This window comes from Euzebyales bacterium, assembly GCA_036374135.1.
Classification (GTDB): domain Bacteria; phylum Actinomycetota; class Nitriliruptoria; order Euzebyales; family JAHELV01; genus JAHELV01.
Genome location: DASUUK010000074.1, coordinates 124,753 through 144,049, shown reverse-complemented (window position 1 = coordinate 144,049; position 19,297 = coordinate 124,753). Strand labels below are relative to the sequence as shown.

General features: G+C 72.0%; 20 protein-coding genes. 11 read left to right on the top strand and 9 right to left on the bottom strand.

Going from position 1 to position 19,297, the window contains the following annotated elements:
- The first annotated feature begins 64 nt into the window (after nt 1-64).
- Nucleotides 65-394: a Sec-independent protein translocase protein TatB gene (gene tatB, locus VFZ70_13010; GenBank protein HEX6256717.1), complete on the top strand. Its 330-nt coding sequence runs from the start codon at nt 65-67 to the stop codon at nt 392-394.
- Nucleotides 395-482: 88 nt separating this feature from the next.
- Nucleotides 483-1,013 carry a phosphatase PAP2 family protein gene (locus VFZ70_13005; GenBank protein ID HEX6256716.1) on the top strand — a complete coding sequence of 177 codons (531 nt, stop codon included), beginning with the start codon at nt 483-485 and terminating at the stop codon, nt 1,011-1,013.
- Between the two features lie 41 nt (nt 1,014-1,054).
- On the opposite strand, the gene VFZ70_13000 is transcribed toward VFZ70_13005, so the two are convergent.
- Together VFZ70_13000 and VFZ70_12995 are read right to left on the bottom strand one after the other, a co-directional pair.
- Nucleotides 1,055-1,804, bottom strand: coding sequence for a polyprenol monophosphomannose synthase (locus VFZ70_13000; protein ID HEX6256715.1), 750 nt, complete (start codon nt 1,802-1,804; stop codon nt 1,055-1,057).
- Nucleotides 1,805-1,820: 16 nt separating this feature from the next.
- Nucleotides 1,821-2,933: an Mrp/NBP35 family ATP-binding protein gene (locus VFZ70_12995; protein ID HEX6256714.1), complete on the bottom strand. Its 1,113-nt coding sequence runs from the start codon at nt 2,931-2,933 to the stop codon at nt 1,821-1,823.
- A 193-nt stretch (nt 2,934-3,126) separates the two neighbouring features.
- Between VFZ70_12995 and VFZ70_12990 the strand changes: the two genes are divergently transcribed.
- Nucleotides 3,127-3,945 carry a hypothetical protein gene (locus VFZ70_12990; protein ID HEX6256713.1) on the top strand — a complete coding sequence of 273 codons (819 nt, stop codon included), beginning with the start codon at nt 3,127-3,129 and terminating at the stop codon, nt 3,943-3,945.
- On the opposite strand, the gene VFZ70_12985 is transcribed toward VFZ70_12990, so the two are convergent.
- Complete coding sequence (locus VFZ70_12985) at nt 3,888-4,886, bottom strand: hypothetical protein (protein HEX6256712.1); 999 nt, start codon at nt 4,884-4,886, stop codon at nt 3,888-3,890. The genes VFZ70_12990 and VFZ70_12985 overlap by 58 nt on opposite strands.
- Before the next feature lie 346 nt (nt 4,887-5,232).
- Here VFZ70_12985 and VFZ70_12980 point away from each other — a divergent pair, with 346 nt between their 5' ends.
- Nucleotides 5,233-6,084, top strand: a complete 852-nt coding sequence (locus VFZ70_12980) for a DMT family transporter (GenBank protein HEX6256711.1) — start codon at nt 5,233-5,235, stop codon at nt 6,082-6,084.
- Nucleotides 6,085-6,097: 13 nt separating this feature from the next.
- Here the strand turns inward: VFZ70_12980 and VFZ70_12975 are convergent, their stop codons facing one another.
- Complete coding sequence (locus tag VFZ70_12975; GenBank protein HEX6256710.1) at nt 6,098-6,502, bottom strand: NUDIX domain-containing protein; 405 nt, start codon at nt 6,500-6,502, stop codon at nt 6,098-6,100.
- A gap of 179 nt (nt 6,503-6,681) precedes the next feature.
- Between VFZ70_12975 and VFZ70_12970 the strand changes: the two genes are divergently transcribed.
- From VFZ70_12970 to VFZ70_12955, 4 genes are all read left to right on the top strand, one after another.
- Nucleotides 6,682-7,557: a PHP domain-containing protein gene (locus tag VFZ70_12970; protein HEX6256709.1), complete on the top strand. Its 876-nt coding sequence runs from the start codon at nt 6,682-6,684 to the stop codon at nt 7,555-7,557.
- A 31-nt stretch (nt 7,558-7,588) separates the two neighbouring features.
- Nucleotides 7,589-8,221 (top strand): FHA domain-containing protein, encoded by a 633-nt coding sequence (locus VFZ70_12965; GenBank protein HEX6256708.1) that lies wholly within the window; start codon nt 7,589-7,591, stop codon nt 8,219-8,221.
- Nucleotides 8,222-8,535: 314 nt separating this feature from the next.
- Entirely contained in the window at nt 8,536-8,838 is a 303-nt protein-coding gene (locus tag VFZ70_12960) for a hypothetical protein (GenBank protein HEX6256707.1), read from the top strand.
- A gap of 108 nt (nt 8,839-8,946) precedes the next feature.
- A complete protein-coding gene (locus VFZ70_12955; GenBank protein HEX6256706.1) occupies nt 8,947-9,747 on the top strand; it encodes an AAA family ATPase in 801 nt (266 codons plus the stop codon).
- Between the two features lie 55 nt (nt 9,748-9,802).
- Here VFZ70_12955 and VFZ70_12950 read toward each other — a convergent pair whose 3' ends face one another.
- Nucleotides 9,803-11,743, bottom strand: a complete 1,941-nt coding sequence (locus VFZ70_12950) for a DEAD/DEAH box helicase (GenBank protein ID HEX6256705.1) — start codon at nt 11,741-11,743, stop codon at nt 9,803-9,805.
- Between the two features lie 224 nt (nt 11,744-11,967).
- Here VFZ70_12950 and VFZ70_12945 point away from each other — a divergent pair, with 224 nt between their 5' ends.
- Nucleotides 11,968-12,717, top strand: coding sequence for an SDR family NAD(P)-dependent oxidoreductase (locus VFZ70_12945; GenBank protein ID HEX6256704.1), 750 nt, complete (start codon nt 11,968-11,970; stop codon nt 12,715-12,717).
- Nucleotides 12,718-12,762: 45 nt separating this feature from the next.
- Here the strand turns inward: VFZ70_12945 and VFZ70_12940 are convergent, their stop codons facing one another.
- The 3 genes from VFZ70_12940 to clpS all read right to left on the bottom strand — a co-directional run bounded on the left by VFZ70_12940 (nt 12,763) and on the right by clpS (nt 14,292).
- On the bottom strand, nt 12,763-13,356 hold the full coding sequence (locus tag VFZ70_12940) for a TetR/AcrR family transcriptional regulator (GenBank protein ID HEX6256703.1): 594 nt from the start codon (nt 13,354-13,356) through the stop codon (nt 12,763-12,765).
- A gap of 126 nt (nt 13,357-13,482) precedes the next feature.
- Entirely contained in the window at nt 13,483-13,980 is a 498-nt protein-coding gene (locus VFZ70_12935) for a DUF2017 family protein (protein HEX6256702.1), read from the bottom strand.
- Between the two features lie 12 nt (nt 13,981-13,992).
- Complete coding sequence (gene clpS / locus VFZ70_12930; GenBank protein HEX6256701.1) at nt 13,993-14,292, bottom strand: ATP-dependent Clp protease adapter ClpS; 300 nt, start codon at nt 14,290-14,292, stop codon at nt 13,993-13,995.
- A 181-nt stretch (nt 14,293-14,473) separates the two neighbouring features.
- On the opposite strand from clpS, the gene VFZ70_12925 reads away from it, so the two are divergent.
- Nucleotides 14,474-15,280 (top strand): PIG-L deacetylase family protein, encoded by an 807-nt coding sequence (locus VFZ70_12925; protein HEX6256700.1) that lies wholly within the window; start codon nt 14,474-14,476, stop codon nt 15,278-15,280.
- 305 nt (nt 15,281-15,585) lie between these two features.
- Here the strand turns inward: VFZ70_12925 and ligD are convergent, their stop codons facing one another.
- The gene (gene ligD / locus VFZ70_12920) at nt 15,586-18,294 is read right to left on the bottom strand and encodes a non-homologous end-joining DNA ligase (GenBank protein HEX6256699.1); all 2,709 of its coding nucleotides are present in this window, start codon (nt 18,292-18,294) and stop codon (nt 15,586-15,588) included.
- Nucleotides 18,295-18,393: 99 nt separating this feature from the next.
- Between ligD and VFZ70_12915 the strand changes: the two genes are divergently transcribed.
- Nucleotides 18,394-19,269, top strand: coding sequence for a Ku protein (locus VFZ70_12915; protein ID HEX6256698.1), 876 nt, complete (start codon nt 18,394-18,396; stop codon nt 19,267-19,269).
- The last annotated feature ends 28 nt before the right edge of the window (nt 19,270-19,297 follow it).

Sequence of the window (19,297 nt, the reverse complement as noted above, 5' to 3'; positions counted from 1 at the left end):
TCGTGGGTGTCGCCGCGGGTGTCGCACGCACACTGTCCACAGCATCGGCACACGAGGAGCAGACGTGGACGTCGGGTTCATGGAGCTGATGATGCTGGCCGTGCTCGCGCTCCTGATCTTCGGGCCCGAGCGGCTGCCGCAGATCGCCCGCACCGTCGGCCGCGTCGTCGGGCAGATCAAACACGAGGCGAGCGCGACCTTCAGCACGTTGCGTGACGAGGTGGAGCTCGACGAGTTGCGGTCGATCAGCAGCGACCTGCGGCGTGAGCGTGACGACCTGCGCGCCCGATCCCGCATCGACGCGCGATCGGTCCACGACCGCAGCCGGCGGTCGCGTGCGACGGACGATTTCGAGGCCGACGAGCCGCCACGCTACGACCCGCACGCGACGTGAGTCACGGCGCCGAGGGGCGGGCCCGCCGGGTGTGATGCGCGGGACGACACGACCGCTGTGGCGGTCGTTGACCGTGATGGGATCCGCCATGGTCGGCGGGTCCCTGCTGCTGCTGTCCAGCGCGCGGCTGCGCCGGGCGGACGTCCGTGCCGGCGATCTCGTGCGTCGTGGCCGCAGCCGACCGTCGGACCGCGTCGTGGCCGCCGCGACCGATCTCGGGTCGCTCTACGGCGTGCTCGGCACGGCTGCGGCGCTCGGCCTCGGTGGCCACCGACGGCTCGCCCGTGATGTGACGGTCATCGGTTCGGTCGCATGGCTCGTCGCGCAGGGCGCGAAGACACGTGTCAAGCGGGAGCGCCCGTACGAGGCCGAAGGGGTGGCCCGGCTGATCCGGCCTCCGACCGGATCGTCGTACCCCAGCGGTCACGCGGCCGTGACCGCGGCGATGATGAGCGTGATCGCCGCGGACGGCGACCGGTTGGTCCGTGTGGTGGCGGGTGCGCTGACCACGTTCGTGGCGGCCAGCCGCGTCTACGTCGGCGTCCACTATCCGAGCGACGTGCTCGGTGGCACCGGCATGGGCCTGCTGCTCGCGCGGGTCTGGCGGGCGATGCGTTGACCGCTGCGGTCGCAGCGGCACCCGACGGACGGGGCGCTCGCCTAGCGGCGGCTGCCGGCCGCCACGCTGGCGCCGTCGACCGCGGCGGGCCGCCCCCTGGAGCGCGTCGCCCAGGTCGGCACCCGCCACAGCGCCTCGACCACGATCGCACGGCTCATCTTGGATTCGCCGTCGGCGCGTTCGACGAACGTGATGGGGATCTCCACCACGCGGAAGCCGGCGGCGTAGGTGCGCAGCGCGAGCTCGATCTGGAAGCTGTAGCCGTCCGACTCCACGTCGTCGAGGTCGAGCGCGGCGAGGGTGCGGCGGCGGAACATGCGGAACCCCGACGTCGCGTCCTGCACCGGCAGGCCGGTCCACGTGCGCGCGTACAAGTTGCCGGCGCGCGACAGCAACTCGCGCCGCCGGGGCCAGTTGTGCACCGCGCCGCCCGGCACGTAGCGGCTGCCGATCACCAGGTCCGCGTTGTGCAGCGCCTCGAGCAGCCGCGCGACGTCGCCGGGGTCGTGAGAGCCGTCAGCGTCCATCTCGCCGATCGCCTCGTAGCCCGACGCCAACGCCCATGCGAAGCCCGTCCGGTACGCGGGGCCGAGGCCGGACTTGGCCGGGCGGTGGAGCACGTGGACGCCGTAGTCACGCTCTGCGAGCCAGTCGGCGAGCTCTCCCGTGCCGTCGGGCGAATCGTCGTCGACGACGAGCACGTGGGCGCGGGCCGACCCTCGGACCGTTTCGACGACGCGGCGCAGCGACGCCGCCTCGTTGTACGTCGGTATGACGACGACCGCTCGCATCGCTGCGCCCGGCCTGTCAGATCGCCAGCGGCAGCGGCTTCCCGACGAGCGACGACCGCTGGCGTCCCAGGCCGTGGGCGATCTCACGCAGTCGTGCCGCCGCCGGAGCCTCCGGATCGCCGATCACCAACGGCACGCCGTCGTCGCAGCCCTCGCGCAGGCGCGGGTCGATCGGGATCGACCCGAGCAGGGTGGTCTCGAGCTCCTGCGCCAACAGCGCACCGCCACCCTCACCGAAGATGTGGTACTCGGTGCCGGTGTCGGGTGCGACGAACGACGCCATGTTCTCGATGACGCCGGCGACCCGCATGCCGGTCTGGGCGGTCGTCTGGCCGGCGCGCAGCGCCACCCGCTGGGCGGCCGGCTGCGGCGTGGTGACCACGAGCATGTCAGCCTTGGGCAGCATCTGTGCCAGCGAGATGGCGATGTCGCCGGTACCGGGCGGCAGGTCACAGAGCAGGAAGTCCAGGTCGCCCCAGTGGACGTCGGCCAGGAACTGCTGGAGCGCCCGGTGCAGCATGGGACCGCGCCAGATGACCGGCTTCTCGCTGTCGAGGAAGAACCCGATCGAGATGACCTTGACGCCGTTGCCCTGCAGCGGCATCACCATGTTGTTGAAAGCGACCGGCCGCCCCGACACGCCGAGCATCCGCGGGATCGAGTAACCCCAGATGTCGGCGTCGAGCACGCCGACGTCGTAACCCTGCTGGGCGAGTGCCACCGCGAGGTTGACGGTGATGGAGGACTTGCCGACTCCGCCTTTGCCGCTGGCGATCGCCAGCACCTTCGTCTTGGAGTCGATGTCGTTGAAAGGGATCGCCGGCTGTCCGGCGTCGTCGGTAGCCCCGCCCCGCACCTTGGCTGCCACGGCCGCGCGCTGCTGCTCAGTCATTGCGCCGAACACGACCGCGACCTCGTCGACCCCGTCCAGCGCCTTGACGGCCCCCGTGACGTCGGCGTTGATCCGGTCCTTGAGCGGGCAGCCCGGGACGGTCAGACGGATGCTGACCGTCACGGTCGATCCGTCGATCCGCACGTCGGCCACCATGTCGAGCTCGGTGATCGGGCGTCCGATCTCCGGATCGTCGACTGTTGCCAGCGCCTGTGTGACCTGATCGGTGGTGACCATCGTGTGGGTGCGCTCCCCATGGCTGCATCGATGACGGGTTCGGCGCACCGCGAACCAGGTGGTGGACGCCGGGTGCCAGTCTAGACGGCGCGGTCCGCATGCGCCCCGTTCCGGGCGTGGCGGCGCGACGCGCCCCCCTGCCCCGTCCTTCTGGCATCGTAGGGGCACTCTCGGCTGGCGAGGCTCCCGCTCGATGATCCCACGCACCTGCTGGATGCTGCTGATCGCGCTTCCGGTCACGCTGCTCGTGTCCGGCTGCCAGCTGCGTGCAGGCGTGGGGGTGCGTGTGGACGGCGACGGCGGGGGAGCGCTGTCGGTGACGCTGGTCACCGACAGCGAGCTGCGTGAGGCCGCGACGCGCGTCGGCGCCGACCCGCTGGCCACCCTGGCCGACGCGGTCGAGCAGCTCCCGGACTGGGACGTCAGGCGTCCGGGCGCCGCATCGCCGGGTCGCATCACGCTGACCACCACGTTCGCCGATCCGGACGAGCTCACACGCCTGAGCCGCGAGCTCGCAGACGCGCTGGCGGCTCCAGAGGTACGGCCACTGCAGCCGTGGCGGCTCGTGGTCGACGCGTCAACGGTCGAGCTGCGGGGCGGGGCGGGTCTCGTCCTCACGTCAGCGGTCACCGACCTCGGCGTGGCGCGCGCCCGCGCGGACGCACTGCTGGCCGACAGCGTGCAGCTGCGGGTGACCGCCACGATGCCCGGCGACGTCCTCGAGTCGAACGCCGACGAGGTGACCGGCGACGGCCGCGTCACGTGGGTGATCGCTCCCGGCGAGACCCGCGAGCTGTACGCGATCGCGCGGCGGCCGTGGACGCTCGAACGGGTCATCGACACGCTCGCCGCGCCGCCAGGGCTCGCGTCGGTCCTGCTCGTGCTGGTGCTCGGCGTCGGCGGCGGGTGGCTGCTGGTCCGTCGTCGCCGGTCGCGGGCCGGGGACGGGGCGGCTCAGGCGTTCGCGCCCTCGCGCTCGGCCCGGATCCGTGCGCGTTCGCTGCGGACGTAGTGGGCCTTGGACTTGGCACGCGCAACACGTTCCGGCAGGCCATCGCTCAGCAGGCGATCCATGACCTCCTGATCGATCTGCGCCTCGACGTGGATCTCGTCGGAGCGGTCGGGCGTCGCCGCGCCCGACGGCTGGGCACCGTCGGACTGAGCCGCCGGAAGCGTCGCCGCAGCCGCCGCGACCTCGTCCGCGCCAAACTGCGGCGTCAGCTCGAGCATCTGGCACTGCTCCCGCCAGCGCGCGATCGTGTCGTCGCCGGCGTCGGACATGTTCAGCCGGCGTGTGCTCGCCTTCTGCGCGATCTTCGCCCAGCGCTCGTCGTCGGGATCGACGATCTCGACCACGCACTCGACGTCCGCGACCAGGCTGCGGGTGTCCTTGCCCCGGGCGTTGAGTCGGACAGTCGGCGTCTCGCCGAGCCCGGGCACCTGCTGCTCGCCCGGGCCGTGCAGCAGGTACACCTTGTCGCCCTCGGCCACGAACCACACTGGCTGCGTGTGCTCGTCGGTCATCCGCCTGCGCCGACCGCGTGGGCGCGGGGGCACGGTCACCCAGATGATCGTGCTCTTCTTGACCGCCGCCGCGAACGTGGCCTCAGCAGCCGTCCGCGCGCTACCGCCGCCCTCGGGCTCGATGAAGACCGGGACCGAGCCGACCTCGTCGTCGCCTATGTGGAACGTCAGCCGATGCTCACCGAGGTCGTCGACGACGACGTTGCGCAGTTCGCTGATGAACCTGTCCTCGAACGCCTCACCGCGCAGCGTGATGCGGCCCGGTAGCGGCGCCGCCAGCACCCGTCCGTGCGCGTCGGACAAGGTGAAGCGTTCGACGTAGGTGCCCTGCGGACCCTGGTACTCGCGCACCACCTTGAACGGCTTCGCCGTGCCGGGGACGCCGCCGGCGACGCGGACGATCGGATCGAGCACCGCGCGGTCGGTCATGGCGGCCTGATGGACCTCGCTGTCGATGGCGTAGGCCTGGTGCAGATCGGCGCGTGCCAGTGTGGATCCCTCAACTCTCGTGATGCCACCGTGCCCGTGCGACAGGTCGCCGCCGAGCGCTGGCGGACAGTATAGGGAATAGGGATTGGCTCGGGCCCGTGGGCCGTGGCGGGGCGCAACATGCTCCACCGAAGGGGCTGGGCCCCGTGGTGGGCCCGACCAGCGGTCCGGCGGCACTGGAGGCGGACGGGACGTGAAAGGACGGCGCCGTGGTGCGCGCGCCGACGGGCCCGCGCGGGTCGGCGCCCTCGAACCGTGGTTGGACGACGCCCGGACGCGTGCTGGCATGCTGGTGGTGGCCGTGCTGGCGGTCTCGTCGGCCGCCGTGCTCGTGCGGATCGCCGACGCGCCGGCGCTGTCGTTGGCGTGGTGGCGCACCGCGGCCGGCGCGGCGGCCCTGGTCGTACCCGCACTGCGCTCGGGCGCCACGCCGGACCGGCGTCAGCGGTTCCTGCTCGCGGTCTCGGGCGTCCTGCTGGCCGTCCACTTCTGGTGGTGGTTCCTCTCATTGGAGCTGACGACCGTGGCCGCGTCCGCCGTGCTCGTCTCCCTGTCGCCGGTGGCGGTCGGCGTGGGATCCGCGTGGCTGCTCGCCGAGCCGCCCCGGCCACGCGTGTGGGTCGGCCTCGCACTGGCCGTCGTCGGCGCGGTGATCATCGTCGCCGACGACCTCGGTGGGGTGTCCGCTCGCGCGCTGGCCGGCGACGCGCTGGCGCTGGCGGCGGCGCTGGCAATCGCGGGCTACCTGTTGGTCGGACGGCACGTCCGCCGGACGCTCCCGGTCAGCGTGTACGCGCTGTGGACGTACGGCTGGGCCGCCGCCGTGCTCGCAGCGGTGGCACTGGCGACCGGTACGCCGCTGGGCGTCGCCACGCCGTTCGATCGCACGACGTGGCTGGCCATCGCGGCCCTGGTGGTGGGGCCGCAGCTGCTCGGCCACACGGTGTTCAACCTGGTGCTGGGGCGGGTGTCGGCCACGGTGGTGGCCGTCGTCGTGATCGCCGAGCCGGTCGGCGCGACCATCCTGGCGGCAGTCGTGCTCGGCGAGGCCCCCGGTGGTCTGTTCCGCGTCGGCGCCCCGCTGGTCCTCGGCGGCGTGCTGCTGGCCGCGACGTCGGGACGGGATCGTGGCCGGTGAGGCCGGACCGGCCTCACAACCGCGAGAGCACGCCGTGGTCGGCGAGGAAGTCCCACAGACCGTCGACGAGCGCCAGTGCGGACAGCCCGTCACGGTCCACCCAGGCGACGTCCGCGGCGTCGTCACCCGCGACGGCCGCACCCTCGGCCGTGGCCCAGAAGTCGACGATCACGTAGTGCGTCTGCTCGCTGATCCGCTCCGCGATGCCACACAGTGCGCCCACGGCCACCGTCAGACCCGTCTCCTCCCGCAACTCGCGGCGCACGGCGTCCGTCAGCGTCTCGCCCGCTTCCACGCGACCGCCGGGCAGCGACCACAGACCGGTGGCCACCCCGCGTCCGCGGCGCACGACCAGCAACCGGCCGTCGCGCACGCACACGGCGCCGACGGCGACCTCGGGTTGCGGCGCGGATGGCACGGCGATCAGCCTAGAGCTCCGGCGCCCGCTCCCGTGCGCCCTGGCGGTGACGGTGTGCTGGCCGGTGCGACGTGTGCGAACCGGTTCCGCCCCTGGTGAGGCTGGCGGGTGGGGACGGGCGGTGAGGCGGCGCGGGGGCTACGTTGGCCGACACCGATGCCCTTCGACCAGGACCTGCGATGCCGCCCATGTTCGATCTGCACACGCATACTGTCCATTCGGACGGTACCACTGAGCCGCAGGACAATGTCTCATTGGCCAAGGAGAAAGGGCTCGCCGGCCTTGCGCTGACCGACCATGACACGGTGAGTGGTTGGAGCCAGATGCGTGAAGCGTGCGCGCGTCACGGACTGGTGTTCGTGCCGGGCATCGAGTTGTCGACCGAACGGGATGGCCGCAGCGTGCACCTGCTGGGGTACTGGATTGATCCCAACGATGGCGCCCTCGCCGAGGAGTGCGACCGCCTGCGAAACGAGCGGTCCCGCCGCGCCGACGACATCTGCGCGCGCCTCGACGCGCTCGGCGTGGGTGTCGACGTCGCGCGTGTGCGCGAGTCCGCCGGCTCGGCGCCGATCGGTCGACCGCACATCGCCAGCGCGATGGTCGAGGCCGGCCGTGTGCCCGACATCCAGACCGCGTTCGACGACTACCTGGCCGACGGCGGCCCGGCCTACGTCCCCAAGTACGCGGTCGACCCCGTCAGGGGCCTGCGCCTGTTGCGCGCCGCCGGAGGTGCGGTCGTGCTGGCCCATCCCGGGGTCAGCGAGAACGGCGGCGGTCCCGTCACGGCGGAGCTGCTCGACGAGCTCGTCGCTGCGGGGCTCGCCGGGGTCGAGGTGGACCACCCGGCGCACGAGCCCGACGTCGCCGCTCGGTGGCGTGACCTCACGCAGGCGCGTGATCTGCTGATCACGGGCGCGAGCGACTTCCACGGTGACCGCAAGGAGCTGCGCATCGGGGATCGTACGACCACGGCGGATACGCTCGAACAGCTGCACGCACTGGCGAGCACGGAAATGCACGATACGATATCGTTCGCGTCGACGACAGCATGATGTCGGCGTGGTACCGGCGGAAGAGGCAGATGTGGCAGGTCCAGCGAAGCGGTTGACACCGCAGCCGATGCTCGTCGTGCCGGGCGATGGCGTGAATCCCGCGGCGACGCTCGTGATCGATGATGACGAACTGTTCGTCGGCCGCCGACCGAGCAGCCATCTCGTCATCAGCGACCCGCACGTGAGCCAGACGCACGCCCGGATCCGACGATCCTCGGGAGCGATCCTCATCGAGGACCTCGGCTCGACCAACGGCACATTCGTCAACGGCGAACCGGTGGTCGGTCCCCTGGCGCTGCGGCACGGTGACATCGTCCGGTTCGGAGCGGTCGACGTGCGGTTCGAGGACCGCGCGTCGCAGATGATCCAGGGTGAGTCCACCGAGGTGATGGAGCGTGCCGGCGAAGAGGACGCGCTGATCGACCGTCCGGTTCTGTCGCCCCGCCAGAGCGAGGTGCTCGCGTACCTGAAGCAGGGGCTCACGAACCCGCAGATCGCGGAGCGGTTGGGCGTCACCGAGCGCACCGTCAAGGCGCACTGCCAAGAGGTGTACGACAGGCTCGGCGTGCCCAACCGCACCGCCGCGGTCGACGCGGCCCACCGGTTGGGTCTACCGGTCGAGGAGCAGGCGCCGACCACGCAGCGGTTGCAGACCCCGCGGTGAGCCGGTGCGGCCGGGTTCGCGGCCGCTGGATCCTGCGGTAGTCGATCGCCGACGGTGCGACTAGGCTCGTGCGTGCGGCCGGACGGGCTCGAGCCTGCGGGCAACCGCTCGGAGGCTCATACCGTCAAGCGTGGGTCGACTCAGGCACCTCTCGCTCCGGCGACCGGTGCCGGCGACCCCTACCGACCGCTGTGGTGACCTCGGTCATCGCGGCGAGAGGAGTGGACAACACGCTCTGAGACGGGTCTGTTCGGCAGGTCGAGCTCCCGGCCGCACCTGATCATCCCCACCCACGCGTGCCGACGGTTGCGGTGGTGCACGAACGACTGGACGCGGTGCTGTCATCGCGGTTGCCCGGACGCCGTCTGCCGCGCCGCCTCGCGGACCACTGGAACCGGCGGCTGGTCGCCGCGTTCGACACCGTCGTCCGCACCACGCACTGGGCGCGCGACGAGTTCGACCGGATCGACGCGCAGCGGATCGTGACAGTGCCACTCGGCGACATGACGCTGCCGTCCGGTGCGGGCCGCCCGCACCTGGCGTGCATGTTCGGATGGCAACGGACGATCGACCGGATGCTCGACATCCACGACCTGCCGGTCCTGCAACGCGCGTGACGGGCGCGCCGAGCGCTGCCCGTTCTGGACCGGCAACACCGGTGGACCGTGGCGATGGGCGATGATGTGATTGACGAGGCACTCGGCTCCGGGACGACAGGTGCAGCGATGACGGCGATCGTGTACGCGGTGGCCAACCAGAAGGGTGGGGTGGCGAAGACGACCACCGTCATCTCGCTGGCGGCCGCGCTCGGCGAGCTGGGGTTCGCCGTGCTCGCCGTCGACCTGGATCCGCAGTCCGCGCTGACCTTCAGCCTCGGGTACGACGCGGCCGCGCTGTCACCGACCATGCAGGACGTGCTCGGTCGAGGCGCCCCGCTCGAACGCGCGATCAGGCAGCACGCCGAGACCGATGTCGCGGTCGCCAACGGCGATCTCGCGGGGGCGGAGATCACGCTTGCCGGGCGCGCCGGACGGGAGCTGCGTCTGCGACGCGCCCTCGATCCGCTCCGCGAGACCTATGACGTGGTGCTGATCGACTGCCCGCCGTCGCTCGGTGTGCTCACGCTGAACGGCCTCACCGCGGCCGACCGCCTGATCGTGCCGGTCCAGTGCGAGACGCTGGCACACCGCGGCGTGGCGCAGTTGCTCGAGACCGTCGCCGACGTCCAACAGCTGACGAACCCCGGCCTGCGCGTCGTCGGGTTCGTCGCCACGATGTTCGACAGCCGGACGCGCCATGCGGCCGCGGTCGTCGCCGACCTGCCCGCGCGCTACGACCTGCCGATGATCGGTGTCCCGGTCCGCGCCAGCGTGCGCTTCGCCGAGGCGCCGCACGCCGGCCAGTCGATCCTGCGGTACGCCGGCAGGGTTCCCGGCGCAGCCGCCTACCGCGTGATCGCGGCCGAGCTCGCCGGCATCCCGGTCGACGACGATCTGCGCGCCGCCGCGGAAGGCGTCCGGCGCTGACCGGTCGTGCCAGCCACGCGGTGGCGCGCCGGGGCGACGCCGGAGCGATCGAGGGCTACGGAAGGTGCGTGATCCGCAGCGGGCGGTGGAGCGCGGGACGCCCGTCACCGCGCGTGTGGTCCGCTCGCGACGTCGGCCCCTCCATCTGCGGTGCCTCCTCGCGCTCCTCCGCGGGACGGCGGGCGTCGGGTCGCCCGGAGCGCCGCCGCCCGCGGCTGGAGCGGCGCCGGCGGCCACGTGAGCGGCGCGGGCTCCTGCCGTCCCGTGCGGGCTGGTCGCTCGGCGAATCCTCGGCGGTCGGCGTCGCCGACGTCGCGGCGACGTCGTCGTCGGGCGTGTTCGCGGTACGGGTGGGCGCGGCGGTCGCGGCGATGACGTCGTCGGGCGTGTTCGCGGTACGGGTGGGCGCGGCGGTCGCGGTGATGACGTCGTCGGGCGTGTTCGCGGTACGGGTGGGCGCGGCGCCCGTCGCCTGCCCGCGCTGACTGCCGTCACCGGTCGTCTCCTCGCCGGTCACGTCGCCGGCGGTGACGGCGACGCGGTCCTTGGCGTCGTGGTGGTGCTTGCCCGCACCAGTCTCCGGCTTCGCCGTGGTCGATGCCGTGGCGCTCGACGACGTCTGCGTCCTGCGTCGCTGCCGACGCTGTCGCGTGCGTGGCCGTGGCTCGGGACGTGACGCCGGGCCCGACGATGCCTTGTCGGCCCGCCGGCCACCGTCACCCCGGCCGGCCCGTGACGATCCGCGTGGCGCATCGTCGCCCGAGCCGGTGTCGTCGCGCCGCCGACGGTCACGGCCGGTCCGCTCGGCGGCGGGCTGTCGCCCGGCCACCTCGGCGGGGCCGAACAGGTCGTCCAGCATCGGCGTCGTGGACAGCACCTCGTGGGTCGGCTGGTCGATGTCGAGCGCCTTCTTGATCATGTCGAGCCGTGCCAGCTCGTTCCAGACGGCCAGGGTCACGGCGATGCCGGCCGCACCTGCCCGGCCGGTGCGGCCGATGCGGTGCAGGTACATCCGCTCGTCGTCGGGGCAGTCGTAGTTGATGACGTGCGTGACCTCGTCGATGTCGAGGCCACGCGCGGCGACCTCCGTCGCGCACAGCACGTCGATGCGGCCCTTGCGGAACTTCGCCAACGCACGCTCGCGCGCCTCTTGGCGGAGGTCGGAGTGGATGACCCCGGCGTCGATGCCACGGTCGCGCAGCTCCGAGGCAAGCACGTCGGCCATCCGCTTGGTGCGGGTGAAGATCAGCGTCCGACCCCGCCCCGGTGCGGCGAGGATCCTGGCCACGACCGCCGGCTTGTCGAGCCGGTGGCAGGCGAAGAAGTGCTGGCGTGTCTCCGGAGCCACGTGCTGTTGCTGCTCGACCTCGGTCCGCATGAACGTCGGCTTGTCCATGTAGCGTCGTGCCAGCTTGACGACCTCCGACGGCATCGTGGCACTGAACAGCAGCGTCTGCCGTTGCGTCGGGCAGCGCTCGATCAACTGCTCGACATCTGGCAGGAAACCCATGTCGAGCATCTCGTCGGCCTCGTCGAGCACCAGCGCCGTGCAGCGTGACAGGTCCAGCAGCCGCCGCCGGCACAGGTCGAGCAGGCGCCCCGGCGTGCCGACCACGATCGGGGCGCCCGCGGCGATCGCCTCGGACTGCGGGTCGATCGCACGACCGCCGTACGCGGCGACGACCTTGACGCCGCGGGTCGCGCCGGCCATCGTCAGATCGTCGTGGACCTGCAGGCACAGCTCGCGCGTGGGCACGACCACGAGCGCCTGCGTGTGGTCGGCCTGCGGGTCGAGGCGCTGGACGAGTGGGATGCCGAACGCCAGGGTCTTGCCGGTGCCGGTGCGCGCCTGGCCGATCAGGTCGGCGCCCGCCAGCGCCATCGGCAGTGAGAGCTCCTGGATGGGGAACGGCGAGACGATGTCGGCGTCGGCCAGGGCCCGGACGACGGCGTCGTCGACGCCGAGGTCCTGGAACGTACGTACGTCAGTGGTCACGAGGTCACATGTCCTCTCGGTGGCGATGGCGCCGACCGCGGATGGCTGCACAGGATGGGTCACGCGGTGGCGCCAGGCGGCGGTGATGCACGCCGGGCCCGGGCGGACCGTCGTGGTGGTTCGGGCGCGCGCGACCGGTGATCGGTCGCGGGTCGCCCCACGACGTTGCCAGGGTAGCAACCGCTGGCGCTGCGCGGCGTCTGACGGCGACGTGGCATGGTGGGGTGTCGGCGGTTCGCCGGATCATCTCTGCGACGGTCCGCAAGAAACCGACGTCGACGAGGAGCCGGACCATCGCGCAGCTCGACCTCGAGGACGCGTCCGCGCTGATCGTGGGCGCGACCGGCGGCCTCGGTTCGCGGATCGCCCGGCTGCTCGCCGAGCGGGGCGCGCGCCTGACCCTCGTGGGGCGCACCGCCGACCGGGTCGACGCGCTCGACGTTCCGGGTGAGAAGCTGACGCTCGACCTGCGGTTCCCGTCCAACGTCGGCCGGGCGGTCGAGGCCGCCGTCGCTGCCGGGGGCGGGCTCGACGTGGTCGTCAACGCCGCGGGTGTGGTCGCGTTCGGTCCCGTCGCCGAACTGTCGGTCGACACGGTCGAGGAGTTGTTCCTGCTCAACACCTTCATGCCGATGGTCCTCGCGAAGGCGGCGCTCGCGCACCTCCGCGAGGGTGGCGTGATCGTGAACGTGTCGGCCGTCGTCGCCGAGCGGGCGATGCCGGGCATGGCCGCGTACTCGGCGAGCAAGGCCGCGTTGACCAGCTTCGATGCCGCGCTGGCGCGAGAGGCGCGCCGCGCCCGGGTGCGCGTCATCGACGTCCGTCCGCCGCACACCGAGACCGGCCTGGCGGGTCACCCGGTCGCCGGGGACGCCCCGTCGCTGCCCGACGGGCTGGATCCTGACGCGGTGGCCGAGCGCATCGTCGACGCCATCGCCGACGGCGCGACCGAACTGGCCAGCGACGCGTTCTGAGCGGTGCGCGCGGTCCCGTCGTGACGGCGGTCACACCGCGCGGCGTCAGTCGGTGGCCTCGGGCCGCGGGCCGAACGATCCGAGTCCGCGCCACGCGAGCTGCGCCGCGAGCCGGGCTGCCTCGTCCCGGTCGACGTCGTAGTGCTCCGACCACCAGCGGGCACCGTCCGCGGCGAGGCCGCGCAGCGCCGCCGCGAGGAACAGGGCACTCGCCCGGTCGAGCCCGGCGTCGGCTGAGATCAGCTCAGCGACCGTCTCGGTGACCCGCCGGTGTGCGGCACTGACCTCGTCGTGGACCTCGTCGTCGGAGCGCTCGGCCGAGAACACCAGTCGGAAGCGCGGATCGTCCACGAACGCGAAGTACGCCGCCGTGGCGCCCTCCACCCGTGCGCGGTTGTCGGTCGTGCCCTCCAGCGCGGCACGGACGTGGCTCTCCATCTCGCTCACCGCGTCGCGGACGAGGGCGAGGTAGAGGTCGCGCTTGGACGGAAAGTGCTGGTAGAGCACTGGCTTGCTGACACCGGCGGCATCGGCCAGCTGCTCCATCGACACGCCGTGGTAGCCGGCGTCGGCGAACATCCGACCGGCGATGCCTTCGAGCTGGGCGCGCCGCGCGTCGGCGCTGAGACGGGTAGCCATGACGTGCCCAGCTTACGGTTCCGGTCAGGGCCGGGGCCGGATGCGCCGCGCGCGCTGAGGGGCGTGGGTGCCACGAGGCCGACATGACCGGAACCGACGCCGGGCGTGCGCTCCGGTGCCGGGCGATCAAGAGTCGTCGAGGGTGCCCGACAGCAACCCGATCAGCTCGTCCTGCAGCGCTCCGAGGTGCCACAGCACGATCTCTGCGGGTTCGGCCGTCCGGGGGTCTGTGCTCCAGTCGCTCTCGGTCCTGATGCCCACCACCTGGGCGAGCACGAGCCGCAGGTCGTGCAGCACCCCGAGCCACGCCTGCACCTGGTCCAGATCGAGGTCGACGACCCAATTGCGTCCGCGGCTGCGGCCCTGGTCGAGGCTGGTCACGACGACGTCGAGCGCCTCTCGCCGCTGATCGACCAGGTCGTCGCCGACCAGCCGGCGGAACTCGTCCTCGCGCTCCGGGTCCTCGTAGGCCGCTGGGAACAGTCGCGCCCGCAGGTGCTCGACCTCGGCTTCGCCGTTGACGACCGCCAGCAGCTGCGGGAGCAACGACGTGAGCACCGCGCGCTCGGCGGCGGGGAGGCGCAACTGCACGTGGTCGGCCGAGGTCCAGCGGAAGCGACGCATGTCCGTTCGCGGTCAGTCGCGCTGCAGTGTGGCCTGCAGGCCGTGCGCGTGCAGGCGGTGGACGTCGAGCTCGCTCTTCTCACGAGGCCCGCTGGCGACCACGGCGCGTCCTTCGTTGTGCACCTGCAGCATCAGTCGGGTGGCGGTCGGTTCGTCGTAGCCGAAGAGCTTGCGCAGCACGAACACCACGTGCGACATCAACGTGACCGGGTCGTTCCACACGATCACGTTCCACGGCAGGTCGCGTTCGTCGCGGTCGTCCGGCACCTCGGTCCGGTCCGGCACGATCACGGGCGCGGTGCTCAGATCCACGTCTGCAGCCTACAGTGGCGCACGGGGTGCGTCGGCTCCCGGTGGTGCGCCGCGGCGTTGCGGGTGCTCTGCGTCGAGGCGCGCCGCCGTGTGCGATGGCCCCGGGACGCGGGGCGCCGGCCACGGCGACCACGGTCCCGGCGGCGCCCCGGATGGGTCCGGCGAACGGCATCGACGATCGATGGAAGGCACGCAGGTGGTGGAGCGACTCTGGGAGCCCGCGCGGGCGTTCAGCCGCGCGCTGGTCGTGGTGGCGCACCCCGACGATGCCGAGTTCGGGGCGGCCGGCACGATCGCGCGCTGGGTGGCGATGGGCACGGACGTGCGGTACGTGGTGGTGACCGATGGCGCGAGTGGGTCCGCCGACCCCGAGATGACGGTTGAACGCCTGGCCGAGCTGCGCGAGGCGGAGCAGCGGGCGGCGTGCGCGTCGCTGGGGGTCACGTCGGTCGAGTTCCTCGGCCACCGCGACGGTTACCTCGAGCCGACCATACCGCTGCGTCGCGAGGTGGCGGCCGCGATCCGCCGCCACCGCCCCGAGGCCGTCGTGACGCTGGACCCCAGCACCCGGTGGTCACCGCAGGGCTACATCAACCACCCGGACCACCGCGCGGTGGGTGACCTCGTCCTGCACTCGGTCAATCCGGCGGCGTCGACCCGGCTGTGGGACCCGTCACTGCTCGACGACGGGCTCGAGCCGTGGGACATCGCTGAGCTGTGGATGATGAGCTTCTCGACCGGCGATCTGCTGGTCGACATCACCGAGACGTTCGACGACAAGATCGCGGCGCTGCGCGAGCACGCGACCCAGCTGAACGGTTGGGACCCCGAGCCGTGGATGCGGCAGATGAACGGCGCGTTGGGCGCGCACGTCGACCGCCCGCTGTGCGAGGGCTTCACCGTCCTGAAGATGCGGGTCCTCGACGAGACAGGATCGGACGCCGTCCGCGACAAGCCGCCGACCAACCCCCGCCCGACCCGCGACTGACCCCCCGGTCGTTCGCCCCCGACCATGGTGGTCGCCGTTCGGAGGGGCGGTTGTCCTTTCGCCCCGTATCCGCGTGATTCGACAACCACCCCGGTGCCGGGACGACCACCCTGCGCTGGGACGACCGCCGTCGTCAATGGCAGGGTGGTTGTCTCTTCGCCCCGTATCCGCGTGATTCGACAACCACCCCGGTGCCGGGACGACCGCCCCGCGCTGGGACGACCACCCCGCTGCCGGGACGACCACCCCGCCTTGGGACGACCGCCCGCGTTGGGACGACGGCCGACCGGTTCAACCGGCGCCGGTCACGACGGGCGGTTGGGGAGATCGGTCAGCAAGCACGTGCGTGGGTCGACATCGGTGCGGCGGCCCTGGTACGTGGGCGCCCGCAGGCGCAACCCTTCGGTGACCTCGCCGTACTCCACACGGCAGACCAGTTCGGGGCGCACCCAGTGGGCGTCGGCGGGGAGATCCGCATCGTCGGCGAACGGACGCTCCTCGGTGGCCAGTACCGAGAGGCGCTCGGCCAACGTCGTGCGCTCCGCGCCGGTCACGCCGGACCCGACGCGGGCGATCCAGCGGAACGTCGGACCGTCCCACAACCCGACCAGCAGGCTGTAGGGCTCCGATCCACCGGGCGTATCCGACTTGGGCAGCCAACCCCCGATGACGGCGTCGACGTGGTGGCGCACCTTGATCTTGACCCAGTCGGTGCTGCGCTGGCCGGGCCGGTAGGGCGCGTCGGCGCGTTTGCCGAGCACCCCCTCCAGGCGCGCGTGCCGCGCCGCCTCGAAGACGGCGGTGCCGCTCGACCCCAGCACCTCACTGCGTCGGACGGGGCCACCCGGCACGAGCACGTCGTCGAGCCGCGCGAGCCGCTGCGCGGTACCAAGGCCTGTGAGGTCCTCGCCGTCGACCTCCAGCAGGTCGAACGCCATGTAGCTGACGGGGATCTCGTCAGCCATGCGTCGCGCCATGTGCTCGTCGCGGACGTTCATGCGGCGTTGCAGGCGCTCGAAGGACGGTCGGCCCTCACGGTCGAACGCGACGATCTCCCCGTCCAGCACCGCCGTCCAGGCGAGCACGCGCTCCCACACGCCGGCCAGTTCGGGATAGGTGACGGCGACCTCGTTGCCGCGCCGGGTGCGCAGGCGGGTCCCGAACGGGCGACCCAGGCCGGGTCTGGTGACCGTGGCGATGGCACGGACGCCGTCCCACTTGATCTCGAAGCCCCACGCCTCGTCGTCGAACGGCTCGTCGCGCGTCGCCGCCAGCATCGGGGCGTATGTCCGCGGCGGGGCCGGCACGTCGACGCCGTCATCCACGCGCGTCACCAGCCACTGCGACGCGTCGCCGCTGCGCGGCCGGAACAGGTGCCACGCGCCCCGGTGCCTGCGTCCGTGCAGACGGAACGTCACCTTGTCGTTGGTCCACTCGCGCACGTCGTAGTCGCCGGTGTCCCAGATGCGCATCGATCCCGCGCCATACTCGCCCGCGGGGATCTCACCCGAGAAGTCCAGGTAGCGCAGCGGGTGATCCTCGGTTTGCACGGCGAGGTGGCGCTCGCCGCGCACCAGTGGCAGACCCTTTGGCAGCGCCCACGATCGCAGCGTCCCGCCCCGCTCCAGCCGTAGGTCGTGGTGCAGTCGCGACGCCAGGTGGTGCTGGATCACGAACCGTGGACCGGGATCGGCGCCGCCCGCGGTGTCGTCACGCGGGGCGTCCTGGCCGCCGGCCGCGGTGTCGTCACGCGGGGCATCCTCGGCGCCGCCCGCGGTGTCGTCACGCGGGGCATCTTGGCCGCCGGTGTCGTCACGCGCGGCGTCCTCGCCACCGGCCGGGTCGCCGGCCGCCGTCCCATCGCCCGTCGGGTCGCCGCCGCTCGGCTCGGGTGTGCGCGCGAAGTCGCGGATCGCCACGTAGCGGTCGAGATCGCCGGGCTCCTCGGTTACGGGCCGATCGCCGTCGTCAGCGGACGACGCGATCCTGTGGTGTGGCTCCACCGGCCCGGGCTCGGGCAGGCCCAACGCCGCCATCGCCGGGGCCAGGCGCTGGCCGCCAGCCAGCACGGGCGCGAACAGCGCGCTGCGCGCGACGAGCTCCGGCCCGAACGTCGCGATCGTGAAGTCCGTGGGCACCACGTCGCCGGCGACCTCGTCCCACGTCAGCGGCGTCGCGACCGGCGCCGCGGGTTCGGGGCGCAGGCTCCACGTGGCCGCGATGTTACGGCCCTCGGTGTTCATGTTGTGATCGAGGAAGACCTTGCCGTCGCGTCGGCCGATGTCCCACGCCATGGTCGTGCGCCGGGGATCGGCCTGGTTGATCAGCGCGCAGCAGCGTTCGACGAACGCGCGCACGTCGCCGTAGGCATGGACGGCATCGATCGGCACGTAGACCTGCATGCCGGTCGCGCCGGACGTGCGCGGGTAGCTGCGGAGGCCCAACTGGTCGAGCACGGCCCGCACGTGCAGCGCGACGTCACGCACGGCCACGAAGTCGACGCCGAACGGGTCGAGGTCGAAGAACGCGTAGTCGGGAGCGCCCAGCGACTCGACCCGGCTGTGCCACGGGTGCAGCTCGATGCAGCCGAGGTTGGCCAGCCACGCGAGGCTGGCGCGATCAGTCGGGACGACGTAGTCGATGCGCGCGCCCGAACGGATCGCCTCCACCGGCGCGGTCGTGATCCACCCGGGCGTGTGCGACGGTGCCTGCTTGGCGTAGAAGAAGTCGCCGAACGCGCCGTCGGGCATGCGCTTCATCGTCAGCGGCCGCTGTCTCACATACGGCAGCACATCGTCGGCGACGGTCAGGTAGTACGCGACCACGTCGCCCTTGGTGTACCCCTCCCGGGGCCAGAAGATCTTGTCGAGGTTCGTCAGGCGCACCGTGTGTCCATCGAGCTCGACCGACCAGGCGTCACGGTGCCGCTCGATCGACGGCACCCCCTCCCATGGCAGGGCGAAGATCCCGGCCACTACCGGCGGCACCCGGATGGAGATTTCGATCGCACACATGCATTGTGACGCGCGGTGCGGACGGGGCGCACCGGTGCCACCTCGCGGCATCGGACGTATGCTCAGCGGTACCGGCGAGCCGCGGCGAAGGGGCCAGACATGCCGAGAAGCCTGTGGAAGGGCACGCTGTCATTCGGTCTCGTCACGATCCCGGTCCAGCTGTTCAGCGCCACCGAGAACCGGACGCCCAGCTTCAACCAGCTGCGCTCCTCGGACCACAGCCGGATCTCCTACAATCGCGTGGCGAAGGCCGACGGCGAAGAGGTCGCCTACGACGACATCGTCAAGGGCTACGAGTACGCGCGCGACCACTACGTCGTCTTCACCAAGGACGAGCTCGACAGCCTGCGTCCGGCGTCGAGCCGGTCGATCGAGATCGAGCAGTTCGTGCCGCTCGAGCAGATCGATCCCATCTACTTCGACCGCACCTACTACCTGGCCCCCGAGGCGTCGGGCGCGAAGGCCTACGCGCTGTTGGCGGAGGCGATGACCGATGGCGGCAGCGTCGCGGTCTGTCGCATCACGCTGCGCGACAAGGAGTACCTGGCGACGCTGCGCCTGTTGCCGGGTCGTCCCGGTGCGCACGGCGACGGCGATGGCGACGCCGACGGGCAGCCCGACGAGGAGCAGGCGACCCCCGGCCCGCTCTTCGTGCTTGAGACCATGCACTGGCCCGACGAGATCCGCGCGTTCGACCTGTCCGACGTCGACATCGACGAGATGCCCGAGCCCCGCGACAAGGAGGTCGAGATGGCCCGGCAGCTCATCGCGAGCCTGACCGAGGACTTCGACGCCTCCCAGTACCGCGACACCTACCGGGATCGGGTGCTCGAGGCGGTCGAGGCGAAGGTCGACGGTCAGGAGGTCACCGTGACCGAGGAGGCCGAGGAGGAGGCGCCGGTGGTCGACCTGATGGCGGCGTTGCGCCAGTCGGTCGAGCGTGCCGAGGAGCGCCGGCGCCAGGAGGCGTCATGACCGCGGGTGGCGTCGGCGTGAGGTCGCT